13 protein-coding genes are annotated in these 12712 nt (G+C 47.4%); all 13 read right to left on the bottom strand.

What is annotated here, in order from left to right; genetic code table 11:
* Nucleotides 1–223: 223 nt before the first annotated feature.
* The 13 genes from ACG3M1_RS06825 to ACG3M1_RS06765 all read right to left on the bottom strand — a co-directional run bounded on the left by ACG3M1_RS06825 (nucleotide 224) and on the right by ACG3M1_RS06765 (nucleotide 12602).
* Nucleotides 224–667, bottom strand: coding sequence for a hypothetical protein (locus ACG3M1_RS06825; protein ID WP_009271172.1), 444 nt, complete (start codon nucleotides 665–667; stop codon nucleotides 224–226).
* A gap of 203 nt (nucleotides 668–870) precedes the next feature.
* Nucleotides 871–3024 carry an isopeptide-forming domain-containing fimbrial protein gene (locus ACG3M1_RS06820; protein ID WP_009271173.1) on the bottom strand — a complete coding sequence of 718 codons (2154 nt, stop codon included), beginning with the start codon at nucleotides 3022–3024 and terminating at the stop codon, nucleotides 871–873.
* Nucleotides 3008–3595 carry a hypothetical protein gene (locus ACG3M1_RS06815; RefSeq protein ID WP_009271174.1) on the bottom strand — a complete coding sequence of 196 codons (588 nt, stop codon included), beginning with the start codon at nucleotides 3593–3595 and terminating at the stop codon, nucleotides 3008–3010. The genes ACG3M1_RS06820 and ACG3M1_RS06815 overlap by 17 nt, the downstream gene beginning before the upstream one ends.
* Nucleotides 3588–4148: a hypothetical protein gene (locus ACG3M1_RS06810; RefSeq protein WP_009271175.1), complete on the bottom strand. Its 561-nt coding sequence runs from the start codon at nucleotides 4146–4148 to the stop codon at nucleotides 3588–3590. Before ACG3M1_RS06810 ends, ACG3M1_RS06815 begins: the two co-directional genes overlap by 8 nt.
* 14 nt (nucleotides 4149–4162) lie before the next feature.
* A complete protein-coding gene (locus ACG3M1_RS06805) occupies nucleotides 4163–4663 on the bottom strand; it encodes a hypothetical protein (RefSeq protein WP_009271176.1) in 501 nt (166 codons plus the stop codon).
* On the bottom strand, nucleotides 4660–5412 hold the full coding sequence (locus ACG3M1_RS06800; protein WP_009271177.1) for a SipW-dependent-type signal peptide-containing protein: 753 nt from the start codon (nucleotides 5410–5412) through the stop codon (nucleotides 4660–4662). Before ACG3M1_RS06800 ends, ACG3M1_RS06805 begins: the two co-directional genes overlap by 4 nt.
* A 7-nt stretch (nucleotides 5413–5419) precedes the next feature.
* Nucleotides 5420–5809, bottom strand: coding sequence for a signal peptidase I (locus ACG3M1_RS06795; protein ID WP_242407635.1), 390 nt, complete (start codon nucleotides 5807–5809; stop codon nucleotides 5420–5422).
* A 324-nt stretch (nucleotides 5810–6133) separates the two neighbouring features.
* Nucleotides 6134–7132, bottom strand: a complete 999-nt coding sequence (locus ACG3M1_RS06790; protein WP_009271179.1) for a hypothetical protein — start codon at nucleotides 7130–7132, stop codon at nucleotides 6134–6136.
* A 319-nt stretch (nucleotides 7133–7451) separates the two neighbouring features.
* Nucleotides 7452–9281 (bottom strand): VirB4 family type IV secretion system protein, encoded by a 1830-nt coding sequence (locus tag ACG3M1_RS06785; protein WP_009271180.1) that lies wholly within the window; start codon nucleotides 9279–9281, stop codon nucleotides 7452–7454.
* Complete coding sequence (locus ACG3M1_RS06780; protein ID WP_009271181.1) at nucleotides 9271–9999, bottom strand: hypothetical protein; 729 nt, start codon at nucleotides 9997–9999, stop codon at nucleotides 9271–9273. The genes ACG3M1_RS06785 and ACG3M1_RS06780 overlap by 11 nt, the downstream gene beginning before the upstream one ends.
* Complete coding sequence (locus ACG3M1_RS06775) at nucleotides 9980–10300, bottom strand: hypothetical protein (RefSeq protein ID WP_009271182.1); 321 nt, start codon at nucleotides 10298–10300, stop codon at nucleotides 9980–9982. The genes ACG3M1_RS06780 and ACG3M1_RS06775 overlap by 20 nt, the downstream gene beginning before the upstream one ends.
* Entirely contained in the window at nucleotides 10297–12255 is a 1959-nt protein-coding gene (locus ACG3M1_RS06770; RefSeq protein WP_040012758.1) for a hypothetical protein, read from the bottom strand. The genes ACG3M1_RS06775 and ACG3M1_RS06770 overlap by 4 nt, the downstream gene beginning before the upstream one ends.
* Before the next feature lie 14 nt (nucleotides 12256–12269).
* Nucleotides 12270–12602 carry a hypothetical protein gene (locus tag ACG3M1_RS06765; RefSeq protein WP_002610766.1) on the bottom strand — a complete coding sequence of 111 codons (333 nt, stop codon included), beginning with the start codon at nucleotides 12600–12602 and terminating at the stop codon, nucleotides 12270–12272.
* Nucleotides 12603–12712: the final 110 nt, after the last annotated feature.

Genomic DNA, 12712 nt, shown 5'->3' with positions numbered 1-12712 from the left:
ATACCGCTGGAGGTGGAGCAGTCAGGGAGCCGCAAGGCAGGGTGGAGATTTTCCGAAAGGAAAATACGACCCGGTCCTTGACTGAGGAGCCGGATGCGGTATTCCATAGCTACATGGCAACTTGCCATGTAGAGGCGCAGCCATAGTTAATATACTGATTCAAATGCCGGATATCAAAATGAGATAGAAAAATCGAGAGAGGTGTCTCTCCCGATTTCTTTGTTTAGACTAGGTCATCCAATGACAATCCATCATATGTATTTTCTTCCGCTTCTGCTTGAATAGGCGTATCTTTCTGTAAAGCATCATATTCATCCAGTAATGCTTTTACTTTCGGGTCTCTCTGATATTTTTTCAGTTTCTCCATATACTGTATCTCCTTGACTTTGAGTTCCACCTTTTTAAGGATGACATCTGCACTAATTTCCGCTTTCTTCTTTTTCAGATATCCCTCGATATCCATCTTCATGAGATAGGTACTGATTTCGAATGGCATGGAAATCGCCTCAAAATTCGTGAGTTTCCGAGAGATAGAAACAGTAATGAATCCGTGTTCCTTACTATCGATGACCAAAAGGTCAAATTCATTTAGGGCTTTTTCGGATGCTATATAGGCATCCTCATTATTCAAAACTACTAATTGTGACTGTACTTCATAATAATGCATATCTTTCCTCCTGTGCGGTTCTGCCGCTATCGACTGTAAGTGTAGCTACCTTACACTTTCTTCACACCGCTGGAGGTGGAGCAGTCAAGGAGCCGTGGGCAGGGTGGAGATTTTCCGAAAGGAAAATACGACCCGGTCCTTGACTGAGGAGCCGTAAGCGGTATTCCATAACTACATGGCAACTTGCCAGGTAAGCCTCATCATCAGTGGAACGTATTGACCACCAGATCGTTATCGCTGTAATCTCTATAGTTCGACCTGCGATTCACGAAGGTCGCCTTCGCATCCTGTCCATCGGTATCGAGTATCACCTTACTGCCGCTCACGCTTCCGGATACCACCTCTGTGATGCGTTCCAAACGATATCTCGATACCGGGATCTCGCTGATCTCATATTCACCGGCCGGTATATCCTTCCGTACGATCGTTTTCTCTATGCCTCCTGACGCTTTCCTGTCAGACGCTGTGAATCGTATGACCTCCGTATATTCCTGCCTCTTCCCGGTGTAATCGGTGCCTTCGATATGAAAGATGAAGGTCGGATCTCCCGACGTTGGATACATCTCCTCCCCATAGATCCGCTTCGTGATCCGCAGTTCCGGTATCGGCAGGAATTCTGCCTTTATGACATGGTCTGAAGAGATATCACAGAAGGTATACGAGGTAGGGTATCGCTTCACGTCTACTTCCTTTCCGTCTACACGCAGTCTACGCAGATAGTATCCCTTATCCGCTGTATATGTGATCGTTCTCTCTTCTCCTTTGTCGATGCCGGTCACCTTGGATGTGATCGTCCCACCGCTCGCACCGGTCTCGATCTTGTAGACTCGTTTATATTTCACTTGTACGCTGTGATCCTCCTTTATACCGCTGAAGGTATAGCTCTTCGGATATTTCTTGATATCGACTGCTTTCCCATCGACGGTGACGCTCTCCAATACATGGTTGCTATCCACGGGACTGTAGCTGATCGTCCTGCTCGTATTCGGCAGCTGGGAGGCTATGCTCGCCGTGATCGTCCCGTTCATCACAGATGTCGTTATCTTGAAATAGAAGCCCACAGTCACTGTATTCGATGTCTTCGTTCCTCTATCCGTCGTTATCGACGCTGTATTGCGGACAGATCCGGAACCGGATGTGCTGAACCAGGCAGACAGGTCATGACCGCTTTTCTTTTTACACTTCAGCGTGACAGTATAGCTCCTTCCATAGAACGAAGCATCACCGACATTACGAAGGCTCAGCTGTATGGACTGACCGCTGATGGTACGATCGAATCTCGATGTCACATCGTTACCGGCTGAATCTCGTACGATGATACTGCTTGCGCCATTGACAAGCTGTATACAGCTTGCCAGGGTATCGTTGAGCTTGAAGCTCGTGTAATAGGTGGATGCAGCTTCCGGTGGGACCGCAAAGTCTATCGTATAGTCAAAAGCAGTGGTATCGTAGATTGATGCGGAGGTATTCCCGTTGATGCGTTTCGTCGGGACCGGTGTATCGAACTTCACGAGGGAATCGTTGGACCATTTCCAGTGATAGAACGTTCGATAATCACTTCCTTTGTCCCATGTCTCGACATCGATATCCAGTCTTCTCGTATACCCCAGCCGGAAGCTCGAGGCCGCTCCTATCAATGTAGCCCAGTTCTGTCGGTCATCATCTCCACTCAATTCAGACGGTGCATACACTTGAGAACTGTTATAGCTCAGATTACCGCCACTGCCTCTGCTCATCACATAGACGCCGTCGATCCCGCTATAGCCATGACCTAAGATCTCCGTATTATCGATATCTTTGAAATTCGCATGGAAGGGTACTGATATCGGTGTGTTCGTCCCTCTCCTATAGAAGGTGAACTGCCAAACGAAATTCCTGCTCTGATAAGATTGCTGGTAGATGTCGATACTGTTGTCCATGAAGGCGACGCTCGGCATGTTCGTATCCGGATGTGTCGTCGTAGTTGCCGTGCGGATCTCTCCGTCCACCAGCATGATCTTTAGATCTATTGCCGAGCCGTCATAGTGGCCGATGTTATTGTATCGCACGCCAATCGTACCACTTCTCACGAGCGCATTGCTCGATAACAGGGCGAGGTGACTGTTCGCCGGCAGTCGTCCACTGGACGCTCCCTCATTGCGGAACAGCGCGCTGTCGTCATAGCTTCTGCAGCCATAGAATTCCGCCCAGGATACCCCAGGCGTGAACTTCGGTGCGAAGCTGTAATAGGAATCGATGATGGTGCTGCTTCCGGATACCTCATGGATGGTCGCTGCTGTGATATGGCCATCCTGGGGAAGGATGAGCAGCAGGAACAGCAACAGGAACGATATGAGTAGTCTACCGTGCTTCTTCATGATCTTTTCGCCTCCTTCTTATGATGATCAGGAAGGAGATGGATGCCAGGATGCTGGATATGAGCAGTGTCCGCTGCGTCCTATCTCCTGTGGCCACGCTCGATCGTACCATCTGCGCAGTGAGCTCGACATCGACAGCAGCCTCCCTGATCGAATATGTGTTATCTGTCTCTTTTGGAAGACGCAGTGTGATCCGGAGCGTCGTCATCTCCTGTGGTGCATAGCGTCCCATCTCTATACCGCTTTGCGCGTCCTGCATAGTTCCTTCATAGAGGCGGTGGCCATCCTGCATCACTTGCAGCTCCAGTATCTCGGTAAGCTGTCCTTCTCCTGCGCAAAGCTTGAGATAGAGCTCCTGTTCCTCCTTGCTTCGGTTCTCCACCCTTAGGGTATAGATCTGTTCATCTCCCGGTAGCATCTGTGGTAGTACGATATCATCTGCCGATGTCTTCTGCATCCCTGCTTCCGTGATCCGGATGTGAATGTCGTCCCTGCCTGATCCTTCTGCCTGTATCCTTACAGGGAGGAAGGGTAATAGCAGTATTGTCAGTAACAGCAGTTTCCTACGCATCGGATCTCACCTCATTCCTTGAACGGAGCGTTTGTCGGATCTCGGTATCTCCCCAGCCATCCGAAGAGACCTCAAGATGCTCACTCTGTACGGCCTGGATCGTCGTCTCCAGTACCAGTGTCTGATCTTCTTTCGTGATGATGTCACTGCTCACGATGACAGCGTCATACAGCTCCAGTATGCCATCCTCTTCCAGGATGCCTGTATGGTAGAGATAGCCGTCCTTCTTCCGTTCCCAGCCATCCGCCAGCTCCAGCTCCGCCTCTGTAAGCTCACGGAGCAGCTCACCATCGGTATAGACACAGACCTTAAAACGTACCCGACAGGCAGCTCCCAGGTTCTGCACATCCATATCCAGGGGGATCCTGCTTCCCGGTACGAGCGGAACACTTCGTTTCAAGTCATCGACCAATGTCACCTCCACGGTATCCGTCTGTGCGGTGAAACGCTGCCGGAAGGAACGTAATATGGAGGAGAGGGAATCCCCCATAATCAGTCCGCAGATGAGCAGAGATACGATAAGAGATGGAATAAGTATTTTTCTTTTCTTCATGATTCTGCCTCCTTTTACCGTATACCGGCGAAGGCATCCCGGATATCGCTATAGCCATCCGCCTGTACAGATTCTGCATAGATGATGATGTCGAATGTCTTCCGCTGCTCTGTTTCGATATCTCGGATCATCACCTTCGTGAACAGACTGGAGGTGACAGCTCCCGGCTCCACAATGCCGGCATAGTACCAGTAGCCGTCATCGGCCTGCGTCCAGTCCTTCGTATCGAAGTCCAGCTCTGCCGGGACAGTATGGTCGGAAAGAGCCGTATAGACACGGACATAGCAAGGGACGCTGCCGGTATTGCGGACCTTCACGTCCTTTTCGTACGTCGTATCCGGCTGCCACTGCTTTGGAGGTGTGAAATCCTCTTCTATCATGACATCGTTCTGTCCAATCGTTATCCGGTTCTCTCTCGTTTCCACATGTGTCAGATAGGCGATACTGAAGGGGACCATCATAAGGATGATCCCTGCCAGCAGGAAGACGAGGGACCATTTCTTCCTGTGCTTCATTCATCGTGGCCTCCATCATCGACAGCAGCTTCTCTGTTTTCCGGCATCTGTGGTGCAGGTTCCTTCGTGTTTGTGGTATCTGTGGTATCCTTTCGGACATGTTCCTGATTGATGAAACTTCCATAAGCTTCCTCCATCGTTCCGGTCTCCTCCAGCTGGATAGCTATGCTCTTGACCGTGATTGTCTGTTCGCTGTCCTCCAGTCCCTGCTCTTCGATGGCATTACAGAAGGTTACAGATGAGAATAGCTCTGTCGTCGTCTGTCCCGGATTCAATACAGCCTCATAACCAAAGACATAGACCGCTGTTTTCTTGCCATCGGTATCCTCTTCGACGATTTTACTCAGCTGTCGCCAGTGATCCAGGTCCGGCTTGAAGAGGTAGAGCTCTGTATCAGCTTTAGGATTCCGTGAGCCATCCTCTTGTGCGGTGATGATATTCACGATCGGTACTCTGATCTCCAGATAGACCCAGGCAGGATTCTTGCCGGTGTTTTCGATTGTCGGATCTTTTGGAATCGTTTTATTAGGAATGATATCTTCTGCCATATCGGGTATACCATTATGATCGGTATCTGCGAGATCGCCCCATCTGTCCTCATGCAGGACGGTCCTCACAGAGCCTACGGTAAAGAGATTGTCCTTCGTATCCGTCGAAGTGAAATATGCGATAGAGGATCCGATGACAGTGATCCCTGCCAATGCCGCAATCGAGAGGATGCCTACTTTTTTCTTGTTTCTGATTTCCATAAATTTCTTATCTCCTTTTCCTTTTTCGTATGATCTGCCATGCCAAAAAGGCCGCGCACAGCAGCCAGAGATATCGTCTGATGAATAGGACGATATAGCCGATGTAAGGGATGACCAGGATGACCTTACCGATGATCTGCGTCTTATAGAGCGGTGTAGGATCATCTCTGTCATTGGCGTCTCCCTTTGTGATGGTTCTTTGATTATCAATCTGTCTCACGATCCTGTGTGTGATGATGGAATCCTGTTTTTGAAAGGTAACGATATCCTCCGTATGCAGTTCTGCGTCGGTATCGACCAGTATGAGACTACCGATGGATATCGTCGGCTCCATAGATCCGCTCGTAATACAGTAGATTCGAAAATGACTGCTTGAACATAAGGATATCGAGACCAATAGGATGATCAAAGCTATGCTGCCTATTCTTTTCGTTCGTATCAACTCCTTTCCGTACCGAAATCTTTCAATCTGCGAGCAAAAAAACGGGAAATCTCCCGCCTATTTAAAAAAATCATATACCATCAACCAAGGCGTAACCTTTCTTCATTCCAATTTTATAAGTTACCTGGCAACTTGCCAGGTAATGCATTCTAGGATAGGGATATCTAGCTCGTGGATCACCTGCCATCTGCAGCAATTCTGTATTATTTCAATAGAATGACTACAAAATAGATTGGTCTTCTGTTTGATCTAGATATCAATCTTCTGATCATATCTATTTTAGGCTAAATTTGCCTTTGGTTTATAACGATCTATATCCAGGGATCTTAACATACCAATATCGGATAGATATACTAGATCCAGATGTATCGAATCATGTAAATGATCTTTGAACTGCAATAATCGTTCTTCCAATAGCGTTATTTGCTGCTCATAAATCAAAGTATCTGCTATATCTATATTTTGATAAAAGCCAACTTTCCTATCAAACATATAAACGATCTTTAGGCCCGGATCTTCTGCTAGTATGAAGTCATAACTTTCTTCTCCCATGTGCCATATCTTGAATCGGCTATTTTCGTTTACGAAGGCTTTTACAAGAGCTGTGTGGATCTCTTCGAATAGATCTATTTCTTCATCATTACAAAGTACCCGATATTCGATGGCATACGGTACGATAACAGAATCTTTTCTATCTCCGTTTTTATCCGGAATTATTGATTGCGCCTTTAGACAATATGCTGAATATTGGGGAATATAAAGGTCTGTGAACCAATCATTCACTTTTCTGAATTCGCGAGTCTTAAATATGAATTCATCTTTTGGATCACATACACATATATCTTCGATGGAACAGATCATCTCAATCTGTTTTTCTGAAAATTTTCTATACTCCTGTTTTTTCAAAACTACTGGGATGAATCTATTCTTATCTGTGATCTGCAATCTCTCCGCACTGTTTTCTAACTCATATTCAAAACGCCCTTCCTGTTGCGGATAGAGAAATGCAACTGCATATTCTTCAGATTGAAGGTTCATTACGACTGGCGAACAGAATACCACATGTACTTCATCATTTTTACGATCGTATGTAATCATTTTAGGAACGAATGTATCAGGTTCACATATCGGTGCAAAACAGCTCAGATATCCTTTGACTCTGATCCGCTCACCTGGTCCTATGACCTTGTTTCTGATCTGCTGCTTTATTTCTGAAAGAGGATATTCTTTCATAGTAACTATGCGGATCACGTTGAAAACATTTTTGAATAAGTCCATAAACTTACCTCCGTATTTCGTTTTCTTTGTGAGTTCTATAAATATATGAGCTATTTGTATGTTTTTGATCTTCAATTTTAACACCTCTTTATTTTAAGATATCACAAGAAAACTCATTCGTATATGCATATTTGATTTTTCTGATAAGATTTCTTCAGGTGTTCAAACGTTAATATCCCGTATACTTTTATCTTATCTGGCAACTTGCCATGTGCAGTCTTTTCCGGATGGATCTATCACGTTCGTAGACCACCTGTCATGAAAACTGATGTTTGAATGATAGAGAATAGATCCATGTGCCTGGTCTTCGGTTCCTTGATCATGCCATCTCCTTCAACTCGTTCTCTGTCGCAAGGACATGCAACGGGATATGCCGGTCTCCACAGACGAACAACGCGTCGCCCATACGCAGCTGTTCGATTAGTCCTTTCTCATTCTCATTGACGGTGATAAACTTGCTCAGATCGTTGGTCCCGTCGCGCTCCAGATGCATGATCATCTTATAGACGCTGTTGTTGAAGATCGCCTTTCCATGTACGAGGATATCTTTGCCTGCAAAGTCTTTCGGCTCCTGCGTCGCGATTGTACAGACATTGTGATACTTTCTGGATCTTCTTGTGTATTGTGCTACTCTTTCTGCACTCATCGGCGTCAGTATCTGCGTATGCGCCTCATCCAGAACGAAAGCAGACTCTACGGACTCATCCAGACATAACGACCAGGCAAATTGGTACATGATGTGATTCAGTGCATTGATCAATGTCATCGGCTTCTCCAGCAGCGTCTTCGTACCGAACGCGATGATATCCTTCGATAAGTCCTCCTGACCCAGTGATGTATGTCCATTGAAGTAGATCGACCATTCTTTGAGCAGTGGTTTTATCTTCAGCCGCAGATCCCGCAGCAGCTCCAGCTCCTTCGTATCGGCATGCGGCTGCTGTTGACACTCCTCTATGCTCTTCTGCAGACGTACATCAAGATCAGAGAAGGTCGGATATGCAGAAGCCGGAAGTCCACGGAAATCCGTTTCCGGCGTCAATCCATGATCGGCATACAGCATGACCATCTGATCTCCTACGATGGAAAGGGTGTCATCACTTATAGAGGGTACGAGATAGCGCAGGATGATCTTGACATCATCGACACAGTTGTATATGGCAAGCTCTGTATCCCATTTGACACTGGCGTCCTCATCCTCTTCCACGGAGATCGGCTTCAGATCGAAGACATTGATGATATGGCCTCGCCGTCCCCAGTTGATGAACGTGCCTCCATAACGCTTCGTCAGGGAGCTGTTCTTGTTCTCCGGATCTATCCAGATGATCTTTTTGTGTGTGCGGATATAGAAACGGATCAACAGCTTCATCAGTGTAGACTTACCGAATCCGGTACCTCCGACGATGACGAGATTCCCACTCAGGCGATTCAGTGCCCGGGCACTCATCGGGTCATCGAGCCATTGGAATTGATCGAATAGGATCGCTCCTTTATTCATCAGCTCATGTCCCAGCAGGAAGCCGTCACGATCCTTCAGTGTTTCGAATACGAACGGATAGAGACCGGCCAGACCTAGTGAAGGGAGCGGGATACCGATATTCTTTTCCACTTCAGCAGGGAGGAGACTGTCGACGAACAATGGGGAAGCGACCCGCATCAGATTCTCCTGCATGACGGGAGCACTGGTCAGCTTGAAGCCCTCTGCCCGTAAGCGGAGATTGAGGTCCTGACATCGTTTGTTCACCTCCTTTTCTGTGTCAGCATAGACGCTGAAGACGATGGTGATGTTCCAGGTCACATCGTGATTGTCGACGATCTCCTTGATGTAGGTGTTCAGGGAGATCAGTTCATTCTCCAGGATCTCTCTCCTCGTAGGGTCGTTCCCGCTCTTCTGATATTCTCTGCTCTTATCATTGTATTCCTTCTTCAGCATACCGGCACAGTCCAGATCCAACGGCTCCGTCCGCATGAAGACCTTGATCTCCGGATTCGAAACGTAGGAGCTCAAGAGGCCGAGATCGAATTGCCGGGGGAGCTCGGTGACGAGCAGAGATCTGATATAACGGTCTCCCAGGATGTAGTGGCCTCTTTGGATCTTCAGTCCGATCGGCTGGAACGTACTTTTTTTCTTCAATAGGTCATTATTCCACATGTTCTCCCTCCTTCCGTAGTCTGTAATAGTCATCATAATCGAAATCCGGTTCATGATAGTTGTCTTCCGATAAGAAGATATCTTCACTCTCCTCTGCCAGACAGCTGAAGATACCTCGTGAGAAATAATAATCATTGATCAGCGGATTCTCATACATATAAGCGACATAGTCATAGAGATCGTGCATGCACAGGTCCTTCGTCCGAAAACCGGCATACTGAAGCTCTGCGACCAGCTCATCATAGTTCTTCATCAGAGTCGTTTCATCCTCATCGCGCAGCATCAGAAAGAATTCCAACTCACGATGCGTGTCCTGGAACCAGGTGACCTTTTCAAAATCATTTTGGATCATCGCACGGATGCGCGGATCCTCTTCCTGCGTCTCTTCCCGCAACAGCATCGAGATATGATCGTCGATCTGTACCGGTACGAATACGTAGCCCCAATAGATGGGGAAACGGATCTTATTGAAGATGATGCGCAGGTTGTTCACGATACGGGCCTGTACATAGCTCGTATCGATGAAGATGTTCCTGGGTGTGACCTTCAGACCGATGATACGCTCCCGTGTGCTGCCGTCTCTTATATGGATCGCGTCTCCATCGATCATCTCGATATCTGACCATTCCAATGCCGTACTGCAATATTTCTTTTGTTTCTCTGCCTGCTTCATGACCTTCTTTTCTGCTCTTCTTTCTTTATTCTTCTTTTTCTTCATATTTTACGATACCTCCCCATATATATTCCTTCTGTCGTCTGATATACAGATACTGTAGGTAGAAGAAAACCAGGAAGTTGTGATAGATGGGAGGGAATGGCTGGATGAGCACGATTACGATCCCATAGAGCAGTAAGGTCAACATGAGGAGCGGGACGTTGACCGTATCTCCTGTCATATTGATAAGGAATGCCGGGATGAAGAGCAGGGTCGCTATGCCGAACAGTGCGATGTCGATCCATCGGAACATCCCTCCCAGATGTCTTCCTTTCTTAAAATTCTTCGGTGAGTAGAATCTCATGATCGTTCAAAGTCCTCCATTTCTCTCATATCCTGCATATCTCTTTTTCCTGCATGCGTGGAAGACAGCTCATCGGTGCGTTTCGGATGGATCAGATCCTGGAAACCGGCATGCATGTTCGAAAGATTCTGTGCACGCGTATTCTTCGTTACATAGCGTCCTCCGCGGACGATGCTCTTCTGTCCCATCAGTCGATTACCTGCGGCCAGATAAGCCGATCTTCCTACTTTGGAGACGGTTCTCGCACGGAAGGTGGAGGAATCACCGACACGCCTTGCGGTCGTACCCTCACGACTCAGACGAATGCCTCCTTCATCCTGTGAAGCACCACCTGAGCTGCCGTCATTTCCTTCGGCAGGAGTTCCGATATCGATCCCTTCATCACTATCCATGCCTTTACTTGATGCGCCTATATCTGTGCCATCTTCCATCGCACTATCATACCCTCCATCTGTAGAGACTGATGTCGGCGTATTTCCGAAGCCATAGGTTGGATTGCTCTTATCGATCGTGCCGGATGCGCCACCACCTGCTGGATTCGAACCTCTCCAGTAGCTCTTATCCATACCTGCTTTGTCCAAAGCTAGGGAAGCATCTCCTTTGCTCATATCACTGATGTCGATTCCATACTTCCTCGCTGCCTGCGCTTGTTTCTCCGTATGTGGTTCGGAAAAAGCTCTTGGCGGGATGTTTCCTGCACCTCCGGATCCTGAACCATTTCCGGGACCGTTTCCCGGATCATATGCTCCTGTCATAGGATTGTTGGAGCCGATACCACCTCCATCCGGATAGTTACCGAGCGAGTTCAGGCCCAGCATCCTGCCGGCTCCATAAGTCCCCAGAGCTGCCGCTCCAGTGGCCATCCCGATTCCTTTTTGTCCGATCGCCTGTGTGACGCCCTTCAATGCGCTCATCGCCTGGAAGCCCTGCATCGTCATGAAGAGTCCCATACCATCCCCGCCGATGAGCTGAGCGACTTGACCGGGACCGACCAAGACAGCCAGCATGCCCCCCAGGAAGAAGATCCCCTGGCCGACGATGCCGAAGTTTTGTACCGTTTTAGAAGATGTGACAGCCAGGACGAGCAATAGGATGATATATTGCAGGACGTTCGAGATCAGATCGGCACTGATCAGTTTGACCCATAAACCAAAACTGCGATCATCCGGATTTATGATACCGGAAATCGGATAGGGAGATATCAGGATCTTGACCGCGATGGAGATCATCCTCTGTGATATCTGTATCGCCATAAGCAGAAACATATAAGCGCCGCATACCCCTTCTACGATCAGAAAGATCAGCATGGTGGTATCCGGAAAATAGATATAATCACCATCAGCTCCGATCAATGCAGAGGTGATATTGAAGAAGCCTCCTACAATCGGTACGCCGTCGAACCAATGATCCATACCGCCTTCCGTGGCGTTGATATCGATCAGCTGGTAGGGAGGATATTGACCATTGCTTGCGGAACTGATAAAGATCTGGGAAGGCATCCCTTCATATTCCTTGTACAGTTTGTCAACAATCTCCTGTTGAAGCTTGTTGTCTGTTTTTGGCTTCGTAGTCGCGAAATTGTTCTCTACTACGAAGGAATCCGGAACACTGTCCATCACGACGCTCGTAAAAGCGGTGAATTCTTTGATCACCAGTGGAGTCATGGCAACGACGAAAACGATTGCGATGATACGGAAGATCATCCGTAATCCGCTCAGTTTCAATACATATTCTTCATCGATAGTCGCTTTCAATAACATCGTGAAGGCTCTGAGCAAGGTGAACATCAAGAGGAACATCATCAGGATGTCCCACCATTGCCACACCGTTGAATTTGAGCCGATATCAAAAGAAAGGATCGGTCGTATGATGTTATATACACTATCGATGAGGAACATACTTCCTTTGACGAGTATCCACAAGACCCAGCGGACACCATCGATTACTAGATCCATACGATACCTCCTTTTTACATATTGTATATTTTATAGATCGTCGGGATCAGCTCGAGGACGACTGCGATTCCCCAGATGATCTTGAGCATCTTTAAGACAGGCTTTTGTTTCTTCTCATCTTCGTCCTTGACCATCCATGATAGACCATGAGCAGCACTTGCAATGACAGCAACGAGAGGTATCGCCCACAGGCAGATATCCGTAAAGGAATCCAACCAAGGCTTTGCCTCATTTTTCACTCCTGCAGTATTCGGCTTTGGTTTGGCCAGTATAGGGGTCATCGTCGAATAGAAGGCGATGAGGATACCTGCAGTCGCAGGAGTCGGTTTTAATCTTTTCTTGAACATAGGGTATATCGTTTCCTTTCTTTCTTACAGTGAAAAAAGACACGCAATGTGTCTTTTTTCGGATATAGAGCCACCACATATATACAGGGCAAGACGTTCGTTTTCGGATA

Origin of the sequence: Clostridium sp. 10cd*, from assembly GCF_044336395.1 — a bacterium.
Classification (GTDB): Bacteria; Bacillota_I; Bacilli_A; order Erysipelotrichales; family Erysipelotrichaceae; genus Clostridium_AQ; species Clostridium_AQ innocuum.
This window is presented reverse-complemented; position numbering and strand designations above follow the sequence as displayed.

Bases quoted from the DNA above. Each gene is read 5' to 3' on its own strand.
- ACG3M1_RS06780 (WP_009271181.1), bottom strand. From the start codon at position 9,999: ATGAAGAAAAAGAAGAATAAAGAAAGAAGAGCAGAAAAGAAGGTCATG.
- ACG3M1_RS06775 (WP_009271182.1), bottom strand. From the start codon at position 10,300: ATGAGATTCTACTCACCGAAGAATTTTAAGAAAGGAAGACATCTGGGA.
- ACG3M1_RS06785 (WP_009271180.1), bottom strand. From the start codon at position 9,281: ATGTGGAATAATGACCTATTGAAGAAAAAAAGTACGTTCCAGCCGATC.
- ACG3M1_RS06765 (WP_002610766.1), bottom strand. From the start codon at position 12,602: ATGTTCAAGAAAAGATTAAAACCGACTCCTGCGACTGCAGGTATCCTC.
- ACG3M1_RS06805 (WP_009271176.1), bottom strand. From the start codon at position 4,663: ATGAAGCACAGGAAGAAATGGTCCCTCGTCTTCCTGCTGGCAGGGATC.
- ACG3M1_RS06815 (WP_009271174.1), bottom strand. From the start codon at position 3,595: ATGCGTAGGAAACTGCTGTTACTGACAATACTGCTATTACCCTTCCTC.
- ACG3M1_RS06800 (WP_009271177.1), bottom strand. From the start codon at position 5,412: ATGGAAATCAGAAACAAGAAAAAAGTAGGCATCCTCTCGATTGCGGCA.
- ACG3M1_RS06820 (WP_009271173.1), bottom strand. From the start codon at position 3,024: ATGAAGAAGCACGGTAGACTACTCATATCGTTCCTGTTGCTGTTCCTG.
- ACG3M1_RS06790 (WP_009271179.1), bottom strand. From the start codon at position 7,132: ATGGACTTATTCAAAAATGTTTTCAACGTGATCCGCATAGTTACTATG.
- ACG3M1_RS06770 (WP_040012758.1), bottom strand. From the start codon at position 12,255: ATGGATCTAGTAATCGATGGTGTCCGCTGGGTCTTGTGGATACTCGTC.
- ACG3M1_RS06810 (WP_009271175.1), bottom strand. From the start codon at position 4,148: ATGAAGAAAAGAAAAATACTTATTCCATCTCTTATCGTATCTCTGCTC.
- ACG3M1_RS06825 (WP_009271172.1), bottom strand. From the start codon at position 667: ATGCATTATTATGAAGTACAGTCACAATTAGTAGTTTTGAATAATGAG.